We start from the raw sequence: 24594 nt of genomic DNA on the forward strand, positions 1-24594 counted from the left end.
CGAGAACCTCGCTATTCCGCGAAGGCTCGCCCTTAATATCCTGCGAACTCACCCAGATCGCTCGTCCCTGCGACGCAAAATCAAGCGCGCTGGCTGGGACAATGCCTTCCTCATGACTGCTCTCAGCCATATGCGATAGCCCTGCGCTTGCGGGGGAGGTCGACGCGCTCGCCAGAGCGCGGCGGGTGGGGGAAATCTCTCGCCAGACCGCGGTGTCCGTTGCTGGGTTGGCACCCCCACCCCAACCCTCCCCCGCAAGCGGGAGAGGGAGCTCACCGCCGTTGCCGCACTATCGAGCCATGCAACGATCAATGTCGGGTGAACTCTAGCGATGCGGCGTCCTCGTTTTTGGTTGGTCTGTCTGCTGCTCGCAGCGGCGGCATCTCCGCTCCACGCGCAGGAGCGCCTGAACATCGTCGCCAGCTTTTCCATCCTCGGCGATTTCGTCAAAAACGTCGGCGGCGATCGCGTCGATGTCACCACGCTGGTCGGGCCCAATGGCGACGTGCATGTCTATACGCCGGCACCGGTGGATGCGAAGAAGATCGCCGATGCGCAGCTGATGATCATCAACGGTTTTGGGCTGGAGGGCTGGCTGCCCCGGCTGTTGCAGGCTTCCGGCGGCAAGGCGCCGATCATCACGGCGACCAAGGGGATCACCCCGCTTCGGGCCGGCAACGATGCCGATCCGCATGCCTGGCAATCGGTCGCCAACACGAAGATCTACGTCGCCAATATACGCGACGCCTTGGCCGCTGCCGACCCCGCCGACGCGCCGGCCTTTCGCGCCAATGCGGACGGCTATCTGGCAAAGCTCGACGCGCTCGATCGCGAGGTACGCGCGGCGATCGCGCAAATTCCGCCCGCGCGCCGCAAGGTGATTTCGACCCATGACGCCTTCGGCTATTTCGCAGCGGCCTATGGCATCGAATTCGTGGCGCCGGAGGGCGTTTCCACCGAATCCGAGCCCAGCGCCCGCGACATCGCAGCCATCATCAGCCAGGTCAAGACCCAGAAAATCCCCGCCGTTTTCCTCGAGAATATCAGTGACCCCCGGCTGATCCAGCGGATCGCGGCGGAGACCGGGGCCAAGCTCGGCGGCACCCTTTACTCCGACAGTCTGACGGACGAAAAGGGCGAGGCCCCCACTTACATTGAACTGGTCAGGCACAATATAAAGACCCTGACCAGCGCGCTGGCCGATTAGGGCAGGGGCCCTTCCTGTCGCCGCGCCAACAGTCCCTTTTCGGAGCCACCATGTCTGATTTGACGTCCCAGAAAATTCCCGTGACCGTGCTGACCGGCTATCTCGGCGCCGGCAAGACCACGCTTCTGAACCGCATCCTGTCGGAAAACCACGGCAAGAAATACGCCGTGATCGTCAACGAATTCGGCGAGATCGGCATCGACAACGACCTCATCATCGGCGCCGATGAAGAAGTGTTCGAGATGAACAATGGCTGCGTCTGCTGCACCGTGCGCGGCGACCTCGTGCGCATTCTCGACGGGCTGATGAAGCGCAAGGGCAAGTTCGACGCCATCATCGTCGAGACCACGGGGCTCGCCGACCCGGCGCCGGTGGCGCAGACCTTCTTCGTCGACGAGGACGTGCAGAAGAACGCCCGCCTCGACGCGGTCGTCACCGTCGCCGACGCCAAGTGGCTTTCCGACCGACTGAAAGACGCCCCCGAAGCCAAGAACCAGATCGCATTCGCCGACGTCATCGTGCTCAACAAGACCGATCTCGTCTCCAAGGCCGAACTGGCCGAAGTCGAGGCCCGCATTCGCGCCATCAACCCCTACGCCAAACTCCACCGCACCGAGCGCTGCAAGGTCAAGCTGTCGGACGTGCTGGAGCGCGGCGCCTTCGATCTCGACCGCATCCTCGAGATCGAGCCGGAATTTCTCGAGGCCGGTGACGGCCACGATCACGATCATCGTCACCACGATCACGGCCACGACCATCACCACGACCACAGCCATGGCGGGTTGAAGCATTATCATGACGAGGACATGCAGTCGCTGTCACTGCGCTCGGACAAGCCGCTCGATCCCAACAAGTTCATGCCCTGGCTGCAGAACCTGGTCGCCAGCGAAGGCCAGAAGATCCTGCGCTCGAAAGGCATCCTGGCGTTCACCGACGATGACGACCGCTATGTGTTCCAGGGCGTCCACATGATGCTGGAAGGCGATCACCAGCGCGCCTGGAAGGAGGGCGAGCCTCGGGAAAGCCGTCTCGTCTTCATCGGCCGCGAATTGCCCGAAGCGATCATCCGCGACGGCTTTGAAAGCTGCATCACCACGTGATGAAAGAGTTCGATACGCTCGACAAGGCGGCTTCCATCGCCTCGGTCACCGACAAGGTGCGCACGATCGCGATCGGCGCGCCCGTCACCTCGGTGCATTTCCTTGGGCCTGACGCCGCTTTCGTCGGCGCCGAGGAGAACGTCTTCCGGGTGAACGGGAACGGCGACGTCTCTCCCGTCGCTGTGCACGGCGGCGGCATCCTGTGCGCCGCGTGCGATGGCGCGCGTCTCCTGATGGGCGGCGACGACGGCAAGCTCGTCGCGCTCGACGCCAAGGGCGAGGTCGTACTGCTGGCGACCGATGCAAAACGGCGCTGGATCGACAATGTCGCGCTGCATCCTGATGGCGGCTTCGCCTGGTCGGCGGGCAAGACCGCCTTCGTCCGCAGCGGTAAGGCCGAAGACAAATCCTTCGACGTGCCCTCCACCGTCGGCGGGTTGGCGTTCGCGCCGAAAGGCCTGCGGCTCGCGATCTCGCACTACAACGGCGTGACGCTGTGGTTTCCCAACATGGCCGCCAACGGCGAAGTGCTGGAATGGGCGGGCTCGCATCTTGGCGTCACCTTCAGCCCGGACAACAAATTCCTGGTCACCGCGATGCACGAGCCGGCGCTGCACGGCTGGCGGCTCGCCGATCACAGGCATATGCGCATGACCGGCTATCCCGGCCGCGTCCGCTCGATGTCGTGGAGCGCCGGTGGCAAGGCGCTGGCGACTTCAGGCGCCGATGCCGTGATCATGTGGCCGTTCGCGAGCAAGGACGGCCCGATGGGCAAGGAGCCGGCGATGCTGGCGCCGCTGCAGGCCCGCGTCACGATGGTCGCCTGCCACCCGAAGCAGGACATCCTCGCCGCCGGCTACAGCGACGGCACCATCCTGATGGTGCGGTTGACGGACGGCGCCGAAATCCTGGTCCGCCGCAGAGGCCCTGCGCCGGTCGCGGCGCTGGCGTGGAATGCCAAAGGCACGCTATTGGCGTTCGCCGCCGAAGATGGCGAGGCGGGGCTGCTGGAGTTGTAGTGAGCCGCGCGTGCGGTTGCTGGTTCCCAAGGGAACAATGCGTTCCACTGGCCGTTGATCCCGCTGCGAACCGGTGGTGAACGAGATGGCCTTGAACGACAAAACGCGCGCCTTCCGGCGAGATATGCTGATCGCATCCGCAATGATCGCGGCGGGGTTTGGCATATCCGTATTTTCGGTCGCCGAGCTCAGGGCCGGCGCGCCGCAAATCGCGCAGGCGACCCAGCCGCTGCAGGCTTCTCCGCCATCGTCGCAGGACACCGCACCCGCCGAGTCAAAGCCCGGCGGCGAGCGTCCGACCACGCCGGCGCCCGAACCGGCCCAACCCAATGTGCAGGCGCAGAAGGAAGGCGCCAAGCCCGCGCTGCCGCCCGCGCCGGCCGAAAAAATGGCGCCGCCGATTCAGCAGAAGTAGCGACCTTCTCACGTTTCGTCATGGCCGGGCTTGTCCCGGCCATCCACGTCTTGCTTCGTTGCGATACCAAAGACGTGGATGCCCGGGACATAGGCGAGCGGCAGCGACGCCGTCCTTCGGACGGCTATGCCCGGGCGTGACGAGTGCGTGAGTGCCGATTCTACAGTCTCGCATGTGTCACCTTGCCGCCCCATAATGCGCGGCAGCGCTGATGACACATGAGAACCGGCCATGAAAATCGATGACGTCCGAAAAACCGCCTATTCGATGCCGCTGACCAACCCGGCGTTTCCACCCGGCCCCTATCGCTTCTTCAACCGCGAATATTTCGTCATCACCTATCGCACCGACCCCGAGGCGCTCGCCGCCGTGGTGCCGGAACCGCTGGAGGTCACCGAGCCGGTCGTCAAATACGAATTCATCCGCATGCCGGATTCAACCGGGTTCGGCGACTACACCGAAACCGGGCAGGTGATCCCGGTTCGCCTCAACGGCGAGGAGGGCGCCTATACGCATGCGATGTATCTGGACGACGAAGGGCCGATCGCCGGCGGCCGCGAGCTCTGGGGATTTCCGAAGAAATTGGCGCGGCCGAAGATCGAGGTCGAGAGCGACGTGCTGGTGGGAGCGCTGCATTATGGCTCGGTGCTCTGCGCCTCCGCCACCATGGGCTACAAGCACCGCCCCGTCGACCATGACACCGTGCTCAAGAGCATGAAGGCGCCGAACTTCATCCTGAAGATCATTCCGCATGTCGACGGTTCGGCGCGGATCTGCGAGCTGGTGCGCTTCTCGCTCGAGGACATCACGCTGAAGGAAGCCTGGACCGGCCCTGCAGCCCTCGGCCTGTTCCCGCATGCGCTCTGCGACGTGGCAAGGCTGCCGGTGCGCGAAGTGATGTCGGCGCTGCACTTCAAGGCCGACCTGACGCTCGGGCTGGGGTCGGTGGCGTTCGATTATTTGAAGAAATAAGAATTCGTCATGGCCGGGCTTGTCCCGGCCATCCACGTCTTTGCGACAACAATGAAAGCAAGACGTGGATGCCCGGCACAAGGCCGGGCATGACGGCGAGAGCGTTCGACGGGCTGTCCCTAATTCAACGGCAGCCAGACGATGCCGCAGGCGCTGTTGCAGTTGTTGCAATGCGTGGGCTGATCGAAGGTGTTGGCCAGTTCCCATTCCTGGGATTCGTTGCTCCACTGCACCGTGGCGCGCGAGGTGATGTCGTCGGATCGGCAATTCGAGCAGACCGGTGTCGATCGGGTGGCCAGCCGGTTGACGAATTTTTTGGCCGGCTCCGGGTTCAGGTTGAACGGATTGAGCAGTGACGCATGTTTCATGTGGTGGCCCGCGGTGAATCGGATCACCTACCCCGGCGGGAAGATAGCGCCCCGATGATGCGGACGTCATCATCGGGCCTATCGATAGTTGTGGATTGTTCACGGCGCGAACCGGACTTCGCGCCGAAATCCGCCTCTACCTGACCAGCACGTTCCGAAACTGCCAGGGATCGCTGGTGTCGATGTCCTCCGGAAACAGCCCGGGTCGATCGGTGAGCGGCGTCCAGTCGGTATAGAAACCCTTCACCGGGCCGAGATAGGGCCGCTGGATTTCGAGGCAGCGATGAAAATCCATCTCGTCGGCCTCGACGATCCCGGCCGTGGGATTTTCCAGCGCCCACACCATGCCGGCGAGCACGGCGGAGGAGACCTGCATGCCGGTCGCGTTCTGGTAGGGCGCAAGCCGCCTGGTTTCCTCGACCGACAGCTGCGAGCCGTACCAATAGGCGTTCTTGCCATGGCCGTAGAGCAGCACGCCGAGCTCGTCGATACCGTCCTCGATCTCGTGCTCGTCGAGGATGTGCCAGCTCTTCTGCATCCGTCCCGTGGCGCCGAACATCTCGTGCAGCGACAGCACCGCGTCGTTGGCAGGGTGATAGGCGTAGTGGCAGGTCGGGCGATAGATCAGATTGCCGCCGTCGCGCACGGTGAAATAGTCCGCAATAGAGATCGACTCGTTGTGGGTGACGAGGAAACCGTATTGCGCGCCCGGCGTCGGGCACCAGGAGCGCACGCGGGTGTTGGCGCCGGGCTGCAGCAGGTAGATCGCAGCCCCACAGCCCTCGGTATGGGTGCGGCCATTGTCCGGCGTCCATTTCTCGTGGGTGCCCCAGCCGAGTTCAGCCGGCTGCATGCCCTCGGAGACAAAACCTTCCACCGACCAGGTGTTGACGAATACGTTGATCGGCTTCGGCCGCTTGGAGCGCTGGGTGTCGCGCTCGGCGATGTGGATGCCCTTGACGCCGAGCTTGTGGGCAAGCTGGCCCCAGCCTTCACGGCTCTTCGGCTCGTTGAAGGGAGTATTGGTATCATGCGCGATGTCGAGCAGCGCCTGCTTGACGAACCACGACACCATGCCGGGATTAGCGCCGCAGGTGGAGACCGCCGTGGTGCCGCCCGGGCTCCTGTGCTTGGCCGCGAGCAGGGTCTCGCGCAGCGCGTAGTTGGAGCGCTTTTCGGGGCCGATATTGCGGTCGAAATAGAAGCCGAGCCACGGCTCCACCACGGTGTCGATATAAAGCGCGCCGATCTCCCGGCACATCGTCATGATGTCGACCGAGGAGGTGTCGACCGACAGATTGACGCAAAAGCCCTGACCGCCGCCGGCGGTCAACAGCGGCACCAGCACCTCGCGGTAATTGTCCCTTGTCACGCCCTGCTTGATGAAACGCACGCCGTGCGCCTTGGCGATCTCGCCGTCCTCGTGCGGGTCGATGATGACAAAGCGCGACTTGTCATAGGCAAAATGCCGTTCGATCAAAGGCAGGGTGCCTTTGCCGATCGAGCCGAAGCCGATCATGACAATAGGGCCGGTGATTTTCGCATGGATTTGCGAGGACGATGGGCTCATTGAATTCGGTCTCCGAAATATGGATTTTGCGGTGGAACAGGATCAGGCGGCGCGCCGTTTCGCGGTGACTTCGATCTCGATCTTCATCTCGGGCTTGTAGAGGCCTGCGACGACCAGGATCGTCGCGGCCGGCCTGATCTCGCCGAGCACCTCGCCGCAGACCGCGAGCACGGCATCGGCATTTTTGGCGTCGGTGACGTAATAGGTGGCGCGGACGATATCGGCCATGGCGAAGCCGCCTTCCTTCAAGGCAGCCTCGATGGTCTTGAAGCAGTTTCGGGTCTGGCTGGTGATATCCGCGGGCATGGTCATGGTGGCGTAGTCATAGCCGGTGGTGCCGGCGACGAAGGCGAAATCGCCGTCGATGACGGCGCGGCTATAGCCGGCGGTCTTCTCGAAAGGCGAGCCGGTGGAGATGAGGCGGCGGGACATCGGGACCTCCATGCGGGGATTGAGGCGGTTTACGGGTTTCTTCCGGGCTTGTGCAACCCTTCGCTATATCACGGGGATCGCTCGGTCACGTCGCTGGCCGGGGGCGCGGCGGCGCCCCAGCGGCGGACGACAATATCCCTCACGATCATGACTGCTATCATGACCAGCAGGAGGGTGGTGACGATGTTGCGGATTGGCGGGCGCGCGGCATCGCGGGAGGCGGGGAGGTTCTCCGGCATGGTGCGCGCTTCAGGCCGCGTGCGGCACTGATCGCAGCGTCTTGCTGCTGCGAGACGTCCGCGGCTTCAGCGCCGACTCACCGGATGGCACGATCATGCCCCAGGCGCCGTCGAGCGCGCCCTCGGATAGTTCGAGGGCGAGCAGGCGGTCGCGCTCGAACGAGCCCGGCAACGACAATTCGGCGGTCTTGCGCGCCGAGAAGCCGAAGCGGGCATAATAGGACGCATCGCCAAGCAGGATCACCGCGCCGTGGCCGCATGCCTTCGCCGCCGCCAGCGCATGATTCACGAGAGCGGCTCCGACGCCGAGCTTGCGGCATGACGGATCGACCGCCAGCGGCCCAAGCACCAGCGCTCGCGCGCCCCCCGCGCTGACGTGCCACAACCGCAGGGTTCCGACCAACCGGCCTTGCCTCCCCTGGCGCACGGCCGAAAAGGCAAGGCCTTCGGCGGGCGCGCGTCCTTCGCGCAGGCGCTGGCAGGTGCGCTCGTGGCGATCATCGCCAAAGCAGGCATCCAGCAGCGCCTCGCGTGCAGCGACGTCCTGATCACGCTCGCTGCGGATCGCGAACGGAGCGGCGTCGGGGATGAGGACAGGGCTCTTGCGCAAGTCAGTCATGGTGCATCAGCTTTCCGCGGCGTCATCCTGAGGTGCGAGCCGTGCGGTGCATTTGCACCGCAAGGCAAGCCTCGAAGGATGGACAGCATCCGCCGTCATCCTTCGAGGGCCGCAAGGGCGGCCACCTCAGGATGACGGCTGTTCGGTTCGGACGTGGGGAAGGGAGCCGGCCGGACCGGCTCCCGGTTCTCTTCTCCCTCTCCCGCGCTTGCGGGGAAGAGCGGGGTGGGGGCCCTCAGATGTGGTAGGTCCGCAGCGGCGGGAAGCCGTTGAACGCCACCGACGAGTAGGTTGACGTATAGGCCCCGGTGCCTTCGATCAGCAGCTTGTCGCCGATCTCGAGCGTCACCGGAAGCGGATACGGCATCTTCTCGTACAGCACGTCGGCGGAATCGCAGGTCGGTCCTGCGAGCACGCACGGCGTCATTTCCGCGCCGTCATGCGGGGTGCGGATGGCGTAGCGGATCGACTCGTCCATGGTCTCGGCGAGCCCGCCGAACTTGCCGATGTCGAGATAGACCCAGCGCACCTCGTCCTCGTCGCTCTTCCTGGAGATCAGGACGACTTCGGTCTCGATGATGCCGGCATTGCCGACCATGCCGCGTCCCGGCTCGATGATGGTCTCCGGGATCTGGTTGCCGAAATGCTTGCGCAGCGCGCGGAAGATCGACCGGCCGTACTGCACCACCGGCGGTACGTCCTTCAGGTACTTGGTCGGAAATCCGCCGCCCATGTTGACCATGGACAGGTTGATGCCGCGCTCGGCGCAGTCGCGGAACACGGTCGAGGCCATCGCCAGCGCACGGTCCCACGCCTTCACCTTGCGCTGCTGCGAGCCGACATGGAACGAGATGCCGTACGGCTCCAGGCCCAGTCGCTTGGCGAGGTCGAGCACCTCGACCGCCATCTCCGGATCGCAGCCGAACTTGCGCGACAGCGGCCATTCGGCGCCTGCGCAATCGTAGAGAATGCGGCAGAACACCTTCGAGCCGGGGGCGGCACGGGCGATCTTCTCGACTTCGGCGGTGCAGTCGACCGAGAACAGCCGGATGCCGAGCGCAAACGCGCGCGCGATATCACGCTCCTTCTTGATCGTGTTGCCATAGGAGACGCGCTCCGGCGGGCTGCCGGCGGCCAGCGCCATCTGGATCTCGGCGACCGAGGCGCAGTCGAAGCACGAGCCCATCGAGGCCAAGAGCGACAGCACTTCCGGCGCGGGGTTGGCCTTCACCGCGTAGAACACGCGGCTGTCCGGCAGCGCCCCGGCAAAGCTCTGGTAGTTGTCGCGCACGACTTCGAGGTCGACGACGAGGCACGGCTCGAGGTCCTGGCCCTCGTTCCGGCGGTTGCGCAGGAATTCCTGGATACGTTCGGTCATAGCACCCTCCAAACGGCCCAGCGACGGGACCCGTTCAAATGTGATCTCGGATAAGAGTGCCCCGGCCACACCGCGCGATGGAGGCGCAACGAAGCCAGCGAAACTCAAACCGAATTGTGCTGCCGTGGATTGGTTGGGAAGGATCCCGCCCGCACACCTGGCAATGAAGGACAAGCCTCTTCGGTATTCGCGCCGGCTGGTGGAAAGCCGGCAGAGACCAAAAAAGCCCGATCCGTCGTTGCTTTAAGTCGCGTCCCCCGCTGAGAGCGGGGTGCGCCGGTTCGCCTCCGGCTGCCAGTCACGGTTGCAAGGAGCGAAGAGACCTTCAGCGGCATCTCTTGAGAGAGATGCTGGCCCCTTTGGTCTTGCGACCAGAGCGACCCTCGGTTCTTCGTCCCTTGGCGGCTGTCCGGCCTCTTGTCCGGATACCTACCGACTGACACACGACCACAGGCACGTGCGAAATTGGGCAAGACCGGAAATATGTTATTTGATCCTGCTTCGCAACATTTTTTTTAGCCTGAGCGAAAATTTCCCTAACAGGTGCTTGCGACGCCGCGCTCGCCGCCGCCGCGCGACGTCGGAAGTGAACGGATGTTAAGCTTTGCTAATGAAGCGTGAGCGCGCGAGGCGCGGCTGTGTTGCTCGGCCGACTTACGCGCGTCGCGAGAACGGCTCGACGCGCTGGGCAGCGCGGATGAAGGCAATCATCACCAGGACGCCAAGCGCGAACAGCACCGCCTGCAGGATGTGCGCGCCGGCGTCGTCAAGCCCGAACAGGATCGCCAGCGCCCAGCCGCCCGCGAACGCCGCGCCGAACACCTCGGCGCCGATCAGGATCGCCGCGCTGATGACGGTGATGACGCTCGGCCAGACGATCTGGCGAGGGGTCTTCAGGGGGGTCTCGGAGCTCATGATTCAAGGTCCTGTTTCGGGCCGCAATCTCCCTGAAAAGTGCGCCGCTATCAAGCGTAAAAGGCGCAAAAACGCCGCACCGCGTGATATAGCTGGCGCAACGAATTTGGGACGAAAACGGGAATTGTCATGGCTGATACCGAGCAAAAGATTGCCGCCGCGCCCCTGCAAATGAACCCGCTGCTGCGGCCGTGGCAGACGCCGTTCGAGACGCCGCCTTTTGCGGAGATTGCGCCGGAACATTTCCTTCCCGCCTTCGAGCAGGCCTTCGCCGACCACGCAGCCGAGATCAAAGCGATCGAACACGACCCTGCCGCGCCCGACTTCGCCAATACCGTCACCGCGCTGGAGCGCTCCGGCAAACTGCTCTCCAAGGTCTCGGCGGTGTTTTACGACCTGGTGTCGGCGCATTCCAATCCGGCGCTGCTCGAGATCGACAAGGAGGTCTCCTTGCGGATGGCGCGGCACTGGAATCCGATCATGATGAACGCGGTGCTGTTCGGTCGGATCGCGCTGTTGCACGAGAACCGCGCCTCGCTGCCGCTGACGGGCGAGGAGATGCGGCTCCTGGAGCGCACCTACACCCGCTTCCACCGCTCCGGCGCCGGCCTCGACGATGCCGCGAAGAAGCGGATGGCCGAGATCAACGAGCGGCTGGCCCATCTTGGCACATCGTTCAGCCACCACCTGCTCGGCGACGAGCAGGACTGGTTCATGGAGCTCGGCGAGGCCGATTTCGCAGGCCTTCCTGACAGTTTCGTCGCCGCCGCCAGGGCCGCCGCCACCGAGCGCGGCATGACGGGCAAGGCGATCGTGACGCTGTCGCGCTCCTCGGTCGAGCCGTTCCTGAAGAGCTCCACCCGCCGCGACCTGCGGGAGAAAGTCTACAAGGCCTTCACAGCCCGCGGCGACAACGGCAACGCCAACGATAACAACGCGACCATTCTGGAAATCCTGGCGCTGCGCGAGGAGAGCGCGAAACTGCTGGGCTTTGCCGATTTCGCCGCCTACCGGCTGGAGGATTCCATGGCGAAGACGCCGCAGGCGGTGCGCGGCCTGCTGGAACGGGTCTGGAAGCCGGCCCGCGCCCGGGCGCTCCGGGATCGCGACGACCTGCAGGCGCTGGTGGCGGAAGAGGGCGGCAATTTCGCGCTGGCGCCATGGGACTGGCGCTATTACGCCGAAAAGCTGCGGCAGGTCAGAGCCAATTTCGACGACGCGGCGATAAAGCCCTATCTCGTGCTCGACCACATGATCGAGGCCGCCTTCGACTGCGCCACCCGCCTGTTCGGCGTTACTTTCGCCGAACGCAGGGACATTCCGGTCTGGCATCCGGACGTGCGGGTCTGGGAGGTCAGGGATGCCGCCGGCCGCCACCAGGCGCTGTTCTATGGCGACTATTTTGCAAGGCCCTCGAAGCGCTCGGGGGCCTGGATGACCTCGCTGCGCGACCAGCAAAAACTCGACGGCGCGGTCTCGCCGCTGGTCATCAATGTCTGCAATTTTTCTAAGGGCGCCCATGGCGAGCCCTCGCTGCTGTCGCCGGACGACGCGCGCACCCTGTTCCACGAGTTCGGCCACGGCCTGCACGGCATGCTGTCGGAGGTCACCTATCCCTCGCTGTCCGGCACCAGCGTATTCACCGATTTCGTCGAGCTGCCCTCGCAGCTCTACGAGCACTGGCAGGAACAGCCGCAGGTGCTGCGGCAATTTGCCCGGCACTACCAGACCGGCGAGCCGCTGCCGGACGACCTCTTGAAACGCTTCCTCGCGGCCCGCAAATTCAACCAGGGTTTTGCGACCGTCGAATTCGTCTCTTCGGCGCTGATCGATCTCGAATTCCACAGCCAGCCCGCTTCCTCTATCAGGGACGTGCGGGCGTTCGAGCGGCAGGAACTGGACAAGATCGGCATGCCCGCGGAGATTTCGCTCCGCCATCGGCCGCAGCAATTCGGCCATATCTTCTCCGGCGACCACTATGCGGCCGGCTATTACAGCTACATGTGGTCGGAGGTGATGGATGCCGACGCGTTCGGCGCCTTCGAGGAAGCCGGCGACATCTTCGATCCAGCCACCGCCAAACGCCTGCACGACGACATCTATTCCTCCGGCGGCTCGCGCGACCCCGAGGACGCCTATATCGCCTTCCGCGGCCGCGAGCCCGAGCCCGACGCGCTGCTGCGCCGCCGCGGCCTTCTGGAAACACCCGAGGCGGCCTGACGGCGACACGCCGCGCGCTCCCGCTATTGCTGCGTTACGGCGCGCGCGTTAGGCTTTGCCGCCGGTGAGCCAGGAGGCATGCGTGACCACATCTGACGACTCCAGGATTTCGGAAGACCGCCGCGAAGCGCTGCGCTACGCGCTCGCCATCGGCAGCGGCGCGGCGCTTGCCTCCGCGCTCGCCAGCCCGGCCGCGGCGCAGTCGAGCGTCGACAATACGCTCGATGCCATCCGCGCCAACAAGGCGCTACGCATCGCGGTGCTGCCGGGAGAGTTGCCCTATTTCAACAAGGATCTCGCGACCGGGACCTGGTCCGGCTTTTCCATCGAGATGGCGAACGACATTGCCAAACTGCTCGACGTCAAGCTCGAATACACCGAATCCACCTACGGCAATTCGATCCTCGACTTGCAATCCAACAAGATCGACCTCGGCTTTGCCTTGAATCCCACCCCGCAGCGGGCGCTGGTGGTCGATTTCACCGCCACCGTGTTCCCGCATCCGTTCGGCGCCATGCTCAGGGGGATCGAGGCCAAGACCTGGGCCGACATCAACAAGCCCGAAGTCAGGATCGCCGTCGACGTCGGCTCCGCCAACGAGGCCATCGCCCGCCGCTTCGCGCCGAATGCGACCATCAAGTCGATGAAGTCGCGCGACGAGGTGATGCTGGAGATGGCGTCCGGGCGGGTCGATTGCGTGGTCAACGCGCTGGTGCTGGGCCTGACCGCGATCGCCAAGAACCCGAATCTCGGTACCTACAAGATCCTGCAATCGCCGTCGGTCGCGATTCCCTCCAGCATGGCGGTGCGCCGCGAGCCGGACAAGCGCTGGCGCGATTTCCTGTCCGTGTGGGTCGACTACAACCGCGGCATCGGCCAGATGCGCGAATGGTTCGTCAAGGGGCTGGCGCTTTCCGGCGTCAAGCCCGAGGACGTGCCGGTGGAGCTCAATATCTGAAGAATCACCTCGCCCCGCTCTTGCGGGGAGAGCAAAGGCCGCCTTCGGCGGCCGTTCTTATTAAGAGAACGCCGAAGCGAAGCTTCGGCTATCGCGAAGCGCCGGGTGAGGGGCTCTCTCAGCGAGTCGCGCTCGTTGAGACAGCCCCTCACCCCACCCTCTCCCCGCGGAAGGGCGGGAAGAGAGAGCGATCCATCCCGGTCTGCCGCGCCGCTACCCCTTCGTCGGCGACCAGCGATAGGCCTTGGCGCAGGCGCCGCCCATCAGCATGGCGCGCTCGCTGTTGCTCAGGCGGTCGGTCTTGACGAAGGGCTGCACGGCCTGCTCGTAGTTGACGACCGCAAACGCGCGCGTCCAGTCCGTACCCCAGAGGCAGCGATCGAAACCCCAGGCGTCGAACACCCGCGCCAGCGGATCCCAGATGTCGGGGAACGGATACGGCTCCCGCGACAGCGTGCAGGCGCCGCTGACCTTGATCACCGCGTTCGGGTGCCGGGCGAGTTCCAGCACCTTCGGCAGATCGGCCCAGGGCTCTGGCGGCGCCGGCGGGACCCGCGGCTGCAGGATCGCCAGATGGTCGATGATGAAGCGGGTGTCGGGATGGCGATCAACGATCGACATGCCGGCGTCGACATTGCCCCAGCACAGCATGTTGACCGGAAAATCGTGGCTCGCCGCCGCGCGCGCGATGCGGTCGATGCCCGGATGGGCCGGATCGCGGTTGACTTCCTTGGTCATCATGATGCGGACGCCGACCGCGCCCGGAATCTTCTTCCAGTCGGCTATGATATCGGCCACCGCCGGATCGTCGGGGTCGACCGGCTTGACGATGCCGAACTTGCCGGGATGGGCCCGCTGGACCTCCACCGCATAGCTGGCGTCGTAGCCATACATGGAAAAGGCTGAAATGAAGATCGCGCCGTCGACGCCGACCTTGTCCATGGCCTCGACCATCTCGTCGCCGGTGACATGAGGTGGCCAGTTCGGCACCGTGCGCCAGGGTCGCTTCGCCGTGTTGGCCTCATAAACATGGACCTGGGAATCGATAATCGTCATCGGGGGCGCCTCCTCTTTTGCCGGCGAGTTTGGACGTTGCAGCGGGTTCGTGTCCAGAGGACAAGGGTTGCGCGCTGCGCAATGTCGCGATGTGCCAGGAGGAGAAAGCGGGGGACGTCAAGCCGCGGGTGTGCGGCCTGGCATCGCCCTACGCCGATCGCGCGAGCCCCACCGCCGGCGCGGCACGCGCCGCGAGTTCGGTGGCCACACCAGCGACGACGGCGTCCCAGCTGTCCGCGCGGCCTTTGCGGAACAACCGCGCGCTCGGGTACCACGGGCTGGTCGGACGATCGAGCAACCAGCGGAAGTCGGGGATGCGCGGCAGCAGCACCCATACCGGCTTGCCCATGGCGCCGGCGAGATGCGCGACCGCGGTGTCGACGGTGATGACGAGGTCGAGCTGCGCGATGACGGCCGCCGTGTCGGCGAAGTCACGTAACCTGTCGCCCAGCTCGATCACGTCGCCGCAGCGGCGGAAATCGCCGGCGTCGGCGGCGCGGATATCCTTCTGCAGGCTGACAAAGCGGGTGCCGGGAATGCCGATGAGCGACGCCAGGCGTGCGAACGGGATGGAGCGCTCATGGTCCCTGACATTGTTCGGATGGCCCGACCAGGCCAGACCGACACGCAACCCCTCTGCCGGCAAGCGTGGGGCCCATGCGGCGATCCGGTCGGCCGGCGCGACGATGTAGGGAACGCCGCCGGGGATCGTCGCCGGCGTCGTCGCGTGCAGGCGCGGCAGGCTGAGGAGGGGACAGTGCAGATCGAAAGCCGGCAGCGGATCGCGGCCGGCCGCGACCACCTCGATGCCGAACAGCCCGCTGAGCAGCGGCGCAAGCGACGGCTGGACCTCGAGCACGACATCGGCGCCGCGGCTGGCCGCCTGCGCGGCATAGCGGGCGAACTGGATGGTATCGCCAAAACCCTGCTCGGCATGAAGCAGGAGCCGCTTGCCGGCGATGTCCTCGCCCGACCATTCCGCTTCCGTGAAGCCGCGCTCCACCCAGCTCGGCAATTTGCGGCGCCATTCGTAGGCCGGCCATCCCCGCGCCATATCCCCGGTGAGCAGCAGCAGCAGTGCCCGGTTGGTTTGCGCCTCGGCGTGATCGGGCGCGATCGCGGCGGCGCGGTCGTAGGTCGCAAGCGCCTCGTCGAAGCGGCGAAGCTCCTGCAAGACGCTGGCGCGGTTGATCAGCGCCTCGATCCTGTCCGCATCCAACGCCAGCGCGCGGTCGCAGCTCGCCAGCGCCTCGTCGAGGCGGTCGAGCGCCTGCAGCGTCACGGCCCGATTCGACTGCACCGCGGGATCATCGGCGCGCAGGCGCAAAGCGGCGTCATAGCTTTCGAGCGCGTCATCGAAGCGGCGCAACGCCTTGAGCAAATTGCCGCGATTGGAGAACGCCTCGGCATAGTCCGGTCGCGCGGCCAGCGCACGGTCGTAGCTTTCGAGCGCGTCCTGAGGCCGGCCGAGCTCCCGGAGCGCGTCACCGCGGTTCGACAGCGCCTCGGCGTGATCGGGGCGCACCGCGAGCGCGCGATCGTAGCTTTCCAGCGCCAGCTCGAAGCGCTTCAATTCGTGCAGGGTCACGCCGCGGTTGAAGAGCGCCTGCGCGTCGTCCGGCCGTGCCGTCAATGCGCGGTCGTAGTCGGCAAGCGCTTCGTCGAGACGCCCGAGCGCCTTGAGCGCGTTGCCGCGGTTCGACAGCGCCGCGCTGAAATCGGGCACAACTGCGAGCGCGCGGTCATAGCTTTCGAGCGCCTCGTCGTGGCGTCCGAGCGCCGTTAGCGCAGCCCCGCGATTGCACAGCGCCTCTGTATAATCCGGCCTTGCGAGCAGGGCGCGCCCGTAGGCCTCGAGCGCGTCGTGCGGCCGCCCGAGCGCCACCAGCGCATTGCCGCGGTTGTAGAGCATCTCGGCGCCGCCCGGACGCAGCGACAGGGCGCGGTCGTAGCTTTCGATCGCCTCCTCGAAGCGTTGCAGGCCGGCCAGCGCGAGGCCGTGGTTGCCATGATAGAGCGGGCTGCCCCGGTCGTGCGCGATCGCCCGGCCGATCAGATCGACGGCGACGTCATGGCGCCCGACCTGGGACGCAATCACGCCGAGGAGATGCAGCGCGTCGGCATGATCGCCCTGCAGCGCCAGCGTCTCGCGATAGAACGTTTCGGCCTGCGCCAGCCGGCCCGCCTGATGATGCGCGAGGCCCATGGCAAACAGACCGGCAACGCGCGGATCCGACGGCTGTGCGCCGGATCGCTTGCCGGCCGCCTCGGCGATGCGGCGTTGCTTGCGGTTCATATCCTTTTGCCTCCCGGATGCTTCTCGCGAAACGCCGATCGCCCCACCGGGCAACCCGGCGAATCCGGCCGGATTCTAGGCCGACGCGCTGATTCGTCATATGGCGGTTGAGGCAGCAACACGGGTCACCTCGCCCCGCTTGCGGGGAGAGGTCGAAATTCGCGGTTCGCGAATTTCGGGTGAGGGGGATTCTCCGCGAGTCGCGCTCGTTGAGAGAGCCCCTCACCCCACCCTCTCCCCGCAGAAGGGCGGGGAGAGGGAGCGATCATTCCACTCAGGATCACGCCTCGTCCATTCGCTCGACGAGATGCGCGCGCGAGGGTCCAGGCTCAAACGGATCGGCGAAATATTGGGTTTCGTGGGCCACGAGGCCATCGCGGAATTCCATGATGCTTACCGTGTAAGATGGTTTGCCGTCATAGCTGAGCACGAATTCGGTGACCCAGAGATCGCCGCTGCCGATCATTCGCCGGACCGTGAAGCGCTTCTTGTTTGGCTGGACGAACCGGCTCTCCTGAATGTTGTGCCGGCCGCGGATCCGTTCGCCCGATTGCGGATAATCAAGCACGGCATCGTCGCGGTAGATTTCGTGTTCTGTCTTGAAATCGTTCGCGTCCGAAGCCTCCCAATGGCGCTGCAGCGCCGCCCGCACGGTTCGATCATCCATCTCAAATCTCCCGTCTGTGTTTCCGGTGATCCCGCTCACGCCTTGTCGTAGGTCATGCCGCGCTCGAACCTCCGCGCCACCAGGGTCGCCGGGAACAGGATCGCAAAATAGATCAGGGCCACGATGGTATAGACTTCCAGCGGCCGGTAGGTGTCGGCATTGATCAAAGTCGCGTTATAGACGAGGTCGGGCACGGCGATGATGGACACCAGCGAGGTGTTTTTCAATTGCGTCACCGACTGGTTGACGTAGGGCGCCAGCATCGGTTTCAGCGCCTGCGGCAGGATCACCAGCCGCAGCACGCGCCATGGCCGCAGCCCCAGCGCCTGCGCCGCGTCCCACTGGCCGCGATTGACGCTCTCGATGCTGCCGCGGACGATCTCGGCATAAAACGCGCCGCCATAGAGCGACAGCACGGTGACGGCGGCGACATGCGCCGGGATGTTGACGCCGATCACGACCGGGAAGGCGTAGTAGAACCAGATGATCTGCACCAGCAGCGGCGTGCAGCGGAACAGTTCGATATAGGCAATCAGGAGCCAGTCGATCACGGGCAGGCGCCGCAGGCGCAGGATGCCGACCACGAGGCCGATCACCGTTCCGAGAAATACCGTGCCGATCGTGTAGGCGATGGTCCAGCCGAGCCCGAGCCAGAACAGATGGCTATATTTGCCGAGGATCGCGAAGTCCCAAACATAGTGCATCGCCTTATCCCGACTCTCTGGAGTCACCTCGCCCCGCTCTTCGCGGGGAGAGGTCGGCGCGAAGCGCCGGGTGAGGGGCTCTCTCCGCGAGTCGTACTCGTTGAGAGGGCCCCTCACCCCAACCCTCTCCCCGCGAAGGAGCGGGGAGAGGGAGAAGAGGCGATGCCGCTTGTATCAACTTCAACCCTCTAAAGATAACGGCTCGGCGCAAACGCAGCCACGTCGAACGGCGGCTCGGCTCCTGCGATCATCGCGGCGATCGCCGCTCCCGTCGCAGGTCCCGTCGTAAACCCGATATGCTGGTTACCGAAAGCGAGCCAGAGTCCGGAATGCCGCGGCGCCGGCCCGATCATGGGCAGGCTGTCGGGCAGCGTCGGCCGCGCGCCGCGCCAGGGCTCGCCGACGGCGTCACCGAATTCGACCACGCCGCGCGCCAGCGGCACCACGGAATCGAGCTGGGCGAACGAGGAGGGCGCGTCGCGGTCGGTCAGTTCGACGCCTGACGTGACGCGGATACCCTGCTCCATCGGTGTCATCAGAAAGCTGCCCTCGGCGTCATGGATCGGACGAAGCAATGAGCGTGCCGGATTCGGCTTGAACTCGCGATGGTAGCCGCGCTCGAACGCCATCGGCACGCGATAGCCCAGCGGCCTTAGAATATCCGGTGACCACGGCCCAAGCGCGACCACGACATGGCGCGCCGAGACCGCCCCATCGGCGAGCGTGACGCGCCAGCCGTCGCCGTCAGGGGTGATCGCCTTGATGTCGGACTGGCGGAGCTCGCCACCTGTGCCCACAAACATTTTCGCATAGGCCTTGACCACGGCGCCCGGCGAGTCGACGGACGCGGTCTGCGTATGCAGCAGGCCAACCTTGTAGACGGGGAGGATGTTCGGCTCGAGCGCGGAAATGTCCTGGCGGTCGAGCAGCCGGCTTTCGATGCCGAATTCGGCGAGCCACGCCTGCTCTTCCTTCGCCGCACCGACCGCATCGCTGCGCCACGCCTTCAGCCAGCCGGTCTCGCGGATGCGATGGCCCGCATCCGCCTTCACGATCCACTCGCGATGCAGTTTCAGCGATGCGCCGAGCAGCCCGTGCAGCGCCGCCGCCCGTGGTCTGACCCGGGATGGTCTAGCATTGGCGAGGAAGCGGACCACCCAGTCGATATTCGCGATCGCCCAGGCCGGATTCCAGCGCAGCGCCGCGTGCTTGTTGGTCAGGTAGCCCGGCAGCGCGCCAAACAGCGACGGCTTGTTGAGCGGCAGGATCGAGCCGCTACTGAGAATGCCGGCATTGCCATAGGAGGTCTCGCTGCCCGGTTCGCGGCGGTCGACCAGGATGACCGACAACCCGCGCTGCCGCGCGGCATAGGCCGCCGACACGCCGACGATGCCCGCGCCGAGCACGACGACGTCTGTTTGCTTGCCCGTGACATTGTCCGCCATCAACCTGTCCCCACCCTCATCTACATCAGAGTCAAGCCGCCATCGACCGGCAACACAGCCCCCGTCACATGCCCGGCCTCCGGCGACAACAGGAAGGCGACCGCGGCAGCGACCTCGTCGGGTTCCGCGAGGCGCGCCAGCGGATTGGCTTTCGCGGCCACTTGCCAGGCTTGCGCGTCCAGCGCGCCCGTGCGTCCGGCCTCCTTGCGGGTAAAGCCGGGCATCACGGCATTGGCGGTTGCGCCGGAGCCCGCGAGTTCGATCGCCAGGCACTTGACCAGCGCCTCCAGCGCCGCCTTGGCCGCCGCGGATGCCGGATAGGTCGAACCCGGCACGAAGCGATGCGCGACGAAACTGGAGATGGCGACGACGCGTCCCTGCGGTCCGCGGGTCAGGTCGGGCAATGCTGCCGCCGCCAATTCGTGAAATGCGGCGGCCATCACGGCGAATGACCGATCGAGGCCTGCGCGCGGCAACTCGGTGAATCCGCGCCGGTCGGCAAAGCCCGCGGCATGCACGATCGCGTCGATGCTGCCGAACGCCGAGCGCGCAGCAGTGACGAGTTCGGAGGCCGCGCCGGCATTGGCAAGGTCGCCCGCGTGCCAGGCGACCCTGGCGCCGGCGCGCTGACATTGCGCGCCGACCGCCTTCAATCGCTCCAGCCCGGCCTCGTCGGCGCCTTGCCCATGCAGCATCAGGCACTGGTCCGGCCCGGCCAGCCGGCGTGCCACCGCGGCGCCGATCCCGATCCCGCCTCCGGTGATGATTGAAACGCGCATGAATCCTGGTTCGTGAAGGCGACTGCCCCTTCGCAAACTATAGGTCCGGCAAGCGCGAATGCAAACGATAGCAGCGGCGGCGCGAGCGATCGTGGCGATTGCAGCGAGGCCGCGAAATCAAAAGGCGTGGAAACGGCCATCGGGATTTGCTATATTGCAACCATGGAGCGCGATGAAGCCATTAGCCGGTTGCGGCAGAACGAAGCCGATTTGAAGCGGCTTGGCGTCGAACATCTCTACATGTTCGGCTCGACGGCGCGCGGCGACGCGGCACGGGATTCCGACGTGGACCTGTTTTTCGACTGTCAAAAAGGCAAGCTCGGCGTCTACGAGCTAATGGACGTGAAAGCATACGCCGCCAGCATCCTCGGCCGCAAGACCGATATCATGACGCGCGACAGCCTGCACAAGTCACTGCGAGAGGCGATCGAGGCAACAGCCGTCCGCGTGTTCTAGAGCTAGCCTTCCGTCAACTTCGACAATTCGCGGCTGAGCTCGTGCAACTGAAACGGTTTCTTCAGGACAGGAAAGTCTGTCCGGGCTTCGCCTGCCCCGCCGCTGTATCCCGTGGTCAGCAGCACCGGCAAATCCGGCCGCATGGCCCTGATGGCGGAGGCCAGCTTCACGCCATCCATCTTCCCGGGCATGACGATGTCGCTGAAAACGAGGTCGATGCCGTCGCGCTCGATTTCCTGCAGGGCTGCTTCGGCATTGGAGACCCAGCGCACGGCATATCCGAGCTGTTCGAGCAGGCCGGTGCTGGCGTCGGCAACCTCGGGATTGTCCTCGACGAGAAGCACCGTTCCGGAGGCGGACTTGTTTGCCGACGCCTGATCCCGGCTTTCGGCGCCGGCCGCGCGCGGCAGCCGAATGAAGACCGTCGTGCCCTTGCCCAGGACGCTGGATATTTCGACGGATCCGCCGGCCTGATGCGCGAAGCCGTGAACCTGCGAAAGGCCGAGGCCGGTTCCCTTGCCGACCGGCTTGGTGGTGAAGAAGGGATCGAATACCTTGCTCAGAACGTCGTCCGGAATTCCGACACCGGTGTCCTCAACCCCGATCAGGACCCGGTCGGGTTGCTGGTTCCTCGCGGAAATGGTGACCACGCCGCCGTCGGGCATCGCGTCCCGGGCATTGATGACCAGATTGACCAGCGCGGTTTCAAACTCCGAGAGGTCAGCGACCACCGGCCATATGGCATCCTCGATATCGAGCTGCAACGTGACGGCATTTCCGAGGCCGCTGTTGAGGACGTCGCGCAAGGATGCGATCCGCCTGGCAAGGTCGATCGGCTGGGGATTGACGCTTTGCCGCCGCGCAAATGTCAGCAATTGGCTGGTCAACGACGCGGCGCGCTGGGAAGCCGCTTCGATTGACTGGAGCGCTTTAAGACCCGCATCGGTCGACAAGTCCTTCTTGATGCGATGAACGTTGCCCGAAATGATCATCAGGAGATTGTTGAAGTCATGCGCGACGCCGCCGGTCAGCTGGCCAAGCGCATCCATCTTCTGGGATTCGGCCAGCTGTCGTTGCATCTGTTCGAGCTTTAATTGTGCTTCGCGGCGCTCCGTAATGTCGCGGGTGATCTTGGCGAATCCGATCAGCTTGCCGTGGTCGTCGCGGATCGGGTCGATGACGACGCTGGCCCAGAAAAAGGAACCGTCCTTGCGAACGCGCCAGCCCTCTTCTTCGTAGTGGCCGGTTTGCTCGGCGATTCCGAGGGCGCGCGCGGGCTTGCCCGCGGCTTGGTCCGCCGGCGTATAAAACATCGAGAAATTCCGTCCGATGATCTCTTCCGGGAGATAGCCCTTGATGCGTTGACCGCCGGCGTTCCAGTTGGAAATGACGCCGGTCGGGCTCAGCATATAGAGCGCATAGTCGGTGACGCCTCCCACCAGCATCCTGAACTGGTTTTCGCTGTCGTCGAGGTCCGCCGAGGCTTGCTGGCGTTCGCTGATGTCGCGGGTGATCTTGGCGTAGCCGATCAGCTTTCGCTTCTCGTAGATCGGGTCGATCACCACGGAGGCAAAGAACCGCGTGCCGTCCTTGCGGACGCGCCAGCCCTCGGCGAGAAAATGCTTCGCGCTGCGGGCAGTGGCCAGCGCCTTGGCTGGAAGATCCGCGGCGAGATCTTCCGGCGTATAAAAGATGGAAAAATGCTTGCCGACAATCTCCCTGGCCTTGTAGCCCTTGATTCGTTCGGCTCCGGCGTTCCAATTGGTGATGTGGCCGGCCGGATCGAGCATGAAGATGGCGTAGTCGGTGACGCCTTGCACCAGCAGCCTGAAAATGCGCTCACTGTCGCGAAAGTCCTTTTCGGATTTCCGCGCCTGGGCTTTTTTGGATTTGGCCATACCGAAGTTCTCGCCCCAACCCGGTCAAACGCCCCAGTTGGAGAATGGTTCCCGGCCGCCGCTATGCTATTTGCCCGATCGTCGGGGCCGCGGCGGTGCGCCCCCCTCCCTCCACGCGCTCTTCGCGCGTGGCAGGGAGCGACCACAGCCATCGCAATAGCAGGCTGTTTGAAAATTGTATCTGTACGATCGCGGTTCAAATCGGCAGATACCGCCGGATCAGCGGGAGGAAGAAAATCGCGATGTTGATGACAAAGCCGGTGTTCCACAGGATCGAGCGCAGCCGCGGGCGGTCGCCGAGATAGGTGAGGACGTAGGCGACCCGCACGATCAGGAACAGCACCGACAATTCGTCGATCAGGCGCTGCGGGCCGGCCTTGAATTCCGCCAGCAGCACGGCCACGGCGAAGAACGGAAACGCCTCGATTCCGTTCTGGTGCGCGCCCAGCGCCCGCGTCCGCAGCGGGTCGCCGTAGAAGGCGGGGTCGCGCGGCTTGGAATTGTCGTAGCGGCGATAGCCGAGCCATTTGATCGGCACGATCGTCAGCAGATAGAGCATCAGGCTTGCGAAAACGCACCATTCGGCGACGGTCATGGCTTCTCCCACCCCGGGTCACGGCCGACACTATCGAACCGGCCATTATCTTGACAAGGATGGTGCAACGCGCGAAGCCACGGCCACCATGACAACGGTCGTCGCCATCGAGAAGGCAGAGCCTGCCGCCGCGGTCGGGCCGCCGCGCGTCGGCGTGCTGCTGGTCAATCTCGGCACCCCCGACACCGCCGATACCAGGGGCGTGCGCGTCTATCTCAGGGAGTTCCTGTCCGATCCCCGCGTGATCGAGAACCAGGGACTGTTTTGGAAACTGGCGCTGAACGGCGTCATCCTGCGGGTCCGCCCGCCCCGCAAGGCGCGCGATTACCGGAAGATTTGGAACACCGAGAAGAACGAATCCCCGCTGAAAACCATTACGCGGGCGCAGTCGGAGAAACTCGCTTCGGCGATATCGGACTACGACCATGTCGTGGTCGACTGGGCGATGCGCTACGGCAACCCGTCGATATCGTCCCGCATCGCGGCACTGACGGCGCACGACTGCGACCGTTTGCTGGTCGTGCCGCTCTATCCGCAATATTCAGCCGCCACCTCGGCGACCGTCTGCGACGAAGTGTTCCGTGTGCTCGGTTCGATGCGCGCGCAGCCGACATTGCGGGTGACGCCGCCCTATTACGACGACCCCGACTATATCGAGGCGCTGGCGGTCTCGATCCATGCGCACCTCGCGAGCCTGCCGTTTGTGCCCGAGCGGATCGTGGCCTCGTTTCACGGCATGCCGCAAGCCTATGTCGACAAGGGCGATCCCTATTTCGCGCAATGCACCGCGACGACGGAAGCCTTGCGCAAGCGCATGGGCCTCGATCCGTCAAAACTGCTGCTCACCTTCCAGTCGCGCTTCGGCTTCGACGAGTGGCTGAAACCCTACACCGACAAGACCATCGAGCAACTGGCGAAGGACGGCGTGCGCGGCATCGCGGTGGTGACGCCCGGCTTCTCCGCCGACTGCCTGGAAACGCTGGAGGAAATCGCCCAGGAAAACGCCGAGATCTTCAGGCATCATGGCGGCGAGCAATTTTCCTTCATCCCCTGCCTCAACGACAGCGATCCCGGCATGGACGTGATCCGGCAACTGGTGCTGCGCGAGTTGCAGGGCTGGATCTGACCTGTGAATTCTTTCGTCATGGCCGGCCAAAGCCGTCCGTAGGACGGCGTCGCTTCCGCTCGCCTATGCCCGGCCATCCACGTCTTCCTTAGCTTGAGCGCGGCTAAGACGTGGATGCCCGGCACAAGGCCGGGCATGACGGGCCAATCGCAATGTTCAG

24 protein-coding genes and 1 pseudogene are annotated in these 24594 nt (G+C 64.8%); 10 read left to right on the forward strand and 15 right to left on the reverse strand.

Annotation, left to right across the window (positions count from 1 at the left end; all coding sequences use genetic code 11):
- The 6 genes and pseudogenes from VK804_RS24380 to VK804_RS24405 form a co-directional block, all read left to right on the forward strand.
- Positions 1 to 139 (forward strand): annotated as a pseudogene (locus VK804_RS24380) (ISAs1 family transposase); the annotation flags it as partial.
- A 192-nt stretch (positions 140 to 331) separates the two neighbouring features.
- The gene (locus VK804_RS24385; protein ID WP_325374992.1) at positions 332 to 1207 is read left to right on the forward strand and encodes a metal ABC transporter solute-binding protein, Zn/Mn family; all 876 of its coding nucleotides are present in this window, start codon (positions 332 to 334) and stop codon (positions 1205 to 1207) included.
- A gap of 50 nt (positions 1208 to 1257) precedes the next feature.
- The gene (locus VK804_RS24390) at positions 1258 to 2307 is read left to right on the forward strand and encodes a GTP-binding protein (RefSeq protein ID WP_325374993.1); all 1050 of its coding nucleotides are present in this window, start codon (positions 1258 to 1260) and stop codon (positions 2305 to 2307) included.
- Positions 2307 to 3326 carry a WD40 repeat domain-containing protein gene (locus VK804_RS24395; protein ID WP_325374995.1) on the forward strand — a complete coding sequence of 340 codons (1020 nt, stop codon included), beginning with the start codon at positions 2307 to 2309 and terminating at the stop codon, positions 3324 to 3326. Before VK804_RS24390 ends, VK804_RS24395 begins: the two co-directional genes overlap by 1 nt.
- 85 nt (positions 3327 to 3411) lie before the next feature.
- Entirely contained in the window at positions 3412 to 3741 is a 330-nt protein-coding gene (locus tag VK804_RS24400) for a hypothetical protein (RefSeq protein ID WP_325374996.1), read from the forward strand.
- Positions 3742 to 3972: 231 nt separating this feature from the next.
- Complete coding sequence (locus VK804_RS24405) at positions 3973 to 4713, forward strand: acetoacetate decarboxylase (RefSeq protein WP_325374998.1); 741 nt, start codon at positions 3973 to 3975, stop codon at positions 4711 to 4713.
- Between the two features lie 119 nt (positions 4714 to 4832).
- On the opposite strand, the gene VK804_RS24410 is transcribed toward VK804_RS24405, so the two are convergent.
- The 7 genes from VK804_RS24410 to VK804_RS24440 all read right to left on the reverse strand — a co-directional run bounded on the left by VK804_RS24410 (position 4833) and on the right by VK804_RS24440 (position 10234).
- Positions 4833 to 5081: a hypothetical protein gene (locus VK804_RS24410; protein ID WP_325375000.1), complete on the reverse strand. Its 249-nt coding sequence runs from the start codon at positions 5079 to 5081 to the stop codon at positions 4833 to 4835.
- A 136-nt stretch (positions 5082 to 5217) separates the two neighbouring features.
- Positions 5218 to 6651, reverse strand: a complete 1434-nt coding sequence (locus VK804_RS24415; RefSeq protein WP_325375002.1) for a homospermidine synthase — start codon at positions 6649 to 6651, stop codon at positions 5218 to 5220.
- A 42-nt stretch (positions 6652 to 6693) separates the two neighbouring features.
- Positions 6694 to 7083 carry a RidA family protein gene (locus VK804_RS24420; RefSeq protein WP_325375004.1) on the reverse strand — a complete coding sequence of 130 codons (390 nt, stop codon included), beginning with the start codon at positions 7081 to 7083 and terminating at the stop codon, positions 6694 to 6696.
- 68 nt (positions 7084 to 7151) lie between these two features.
- Complete coding sequence (locus VK804_RS24425; protein ID WP_325375006.1) at positions 7152 to 7322, reverse strand: hypothetical protein; 171 nt, start codon at positions 7320 to 7322, stop codon at positions 7152 to 7154.
- 10 nt (positions 7323 to 7332) lie between these two features.
- A complete protein-coding gene (locus tag VK804_RS24430) occupies positions 7333 to 7941 on the reverse strand; it encodes an N-acetyltransferase (protein ID WP_325375008.1) in 609 nt (202 codons plus the stop codon).
- Positions 7942 to 8176: 235 nt separating this feature from the next.
- On the reverse strand, positions 8177 to 9319 hold the full coding sequence (locus VK804_RS24435; protein WP_325375010.1) for a type III PLP-dependent enzyme: 1143 nt from the start codon (positions 9317 to 9319) through the stop codon (positions 8177 to 8179).
- Between the two features lie 654 nt (positions 9320 to 9973).
- The gene (locus tag VK804_RS24440) at positions 9974 to 10234 is read right to left on the reverse strand and encodes a hypothetical protein (RefSeq protein WP_325375012.1); all 261 of its coding nucleotides are present in this window, start codon (positions 10232 to 10234) and stop codon (positions 9974 to 9976) included.
- A 129-nt stretch (positions 10235 to 10363) separates the two neighbouring features.
- Between VK804_RS24440 and VK804_RS24445 the strand changes: the two genes are divergently transcribed.
- Together VK804_RS24445 and VK804_RS24450 are read left to right on the forward strand one after the other, a co-directional pair.
- Positions 10364 to 12454, forward strand: a complete 2091-nt coding sequence (locus VK804_RS24445) for a M3 family metallopeptidase (protein ID WP_325375014.1) — start codon at positions 10364 to 10366, stop codon at positions 12452 to 12454.
- Positions 12455 to 12536: 82 nt separating this feature from the next.
- The gene (locus tag VK804_RS24450) at positions 12537 to 13412 is read left to right on the forward strand and encodes a transporter substrate-binding domain-containing protein (RefSeq protein WP_325375016.1); all 876 of its coding nucleotides are present in this window, start codon (positions 12537 to 12539) and stop codon (positions 13410 to 13412) included.
- Positions 13413 to 13625: 213 nt separating this feature from the next.
- Here the strand turns inward: VK804_RS24450 and VK804_RS24455 are convergent, their stop codons facing one another.
- From VK804_RS24455 to VK804_RS24480, 6 genes are all read right to left on the reverse strand, one after another.
- On the reverse strand, positions 13626 to 14468 hold the full coding sequence (locus VK804_RS24455) for an amidohydrolase family protein (RefSeq protein WP_325375018.1): 843 nt from the start codon (positions 14466 to 14468) through the stop codon (positions 13626 to 13628).
- Positions 14469 to 14616: 148 nt separating this feature from the next.
- On the reverse strand, positions 14617 to 16764 hold the full coding sequence (locus VK804_RS24460; protein ID WP_325375020.1) for a tetratricopeptide repeat protein: 2148 nt from the start codon (positions 16762 to 16764) through the stop codon (positions 14617 to 14619).
- A gap of 280 nt (positions 16765 to 17044) precedes the next feature.
- Positions 17045 to 17431 carry a nuclear transport factor 2 family protein gene (locus VK804_RS24465; protein ID WP_325375049.1) on the reverse strand — a complete coding sequence of 129 codons (387 nt, stop codon included), beginning with the start codon at positions 17429 to 17431 and terminating at the stop codon, positions 17045 to 17047.
- A 35-nt stretch (positions 17432 to 17466) separates the two neighbouring features.
- On the reverse strand, positions 17467 to 18135 hold the full coding sequence (locus tag VK804_RS24470) for an amino acid ABC transporter permease (RefSeq protein ID WP_325375022.1): 669 nt from the start codon (positions 18133 to 18135) through the stop codon (positions 17467 to 17469).
- 188 nt (positions 18136 to 18323) lie between these two features.
- Entirely contained in the window at positions 18324 to 19580 is a 1257-nt protein-coding gene (locus tag VK804_RS24475) for an FAD-dependent oxidoreductase (protein ID WP_325375024.1), read from the reverse strand.
- 20 nt (positions 19581 to 19600) lie between these two features.
- Positions 19601 to 20359, reverse strand: coding sequence for an SDR family NAD(P)-dependent oxidoreductase (locus VK804_RS24480; protein ID WP_325375026.1), 759 nt, complete (start codon positions 20357 to 20359; stop codon positions 19601 to 19603).
- Positions 20360 to 20485: 126 nt separating this feature from the next.
- Between VK804_RS24480 and VK804_RS24485 the strand changes: the two genes are divergently transcribed.
- Positions 20486 to 20815 (forward strand): nucleotidyltransferase family protein, encoded by a 330-nt coding sequence (locus VK804_RS24485; protein WP_325375028.1) that lies wholly within the window; start codon positions 20486 to 20488, stop codon positions 20813 to 20815.
- A gap of 2 nt (positions 20816 to 20817) precedes the next feature.
- Here VK804_RS24485 and VK804_RS24490 read toward each other — a convergent pair whose 3' ends face one another.
- Both VK804_RS24490 and VK804_RS24495 read right to left on the reverse strand, forming a co-directional pair.
- The gene (locus VK804_RS24490) at positions 20818 to 22713 is read right to left on the reverse strand and encodes a PAS domain S-box protein (RefSeq protein ID WP_325375030.1); all 1896 of its coding nucleotides are present in this window, start codon (positions 22711 to 22713) and stop codon (positions 20818 to 20820) included.
- Between the two features lie 196 nt (positions 22714 to 22909).
- Positions 22910 to 23308: an MAPEG family protein gene (locus VK804_RS24495; RefSeq protein WP_325375032.1), complete on the reverse strand. Its 399-nt coding sequence runs from the start codon at positions 23306 to 23308 to the stop codon at positions 22910 to 22912.
- A gap of 88 nt (positions 23309 to 23396) precedes the next feature.
- On the opposite strand from VK804_RS24495, the gene hemH reads away from it, so the two are divergent.
- Positions 23397 to 24434, forward strand: coding sequence for a ferrochelatase (gene hemH / locus VK804_RS24500; protein ID WP_325375034.1), 1038 nt, complete (start codon positions 23397 to 23399; stop codon positions 24432 to 24434).
- The last annotated feature ends 160 nt before the right edge of the window (positions 24435 to 24594 follow it).

Source organism: Bradyrhizobium sp., assembly GCF_035484855.1.
Taxonomy (GTDB): domain Bacteria; phylum Pseudomonadota; class Alphaproteobacteria; order Rhizobiales; family Xanthobacteraceae; genus Bradyrhizobium.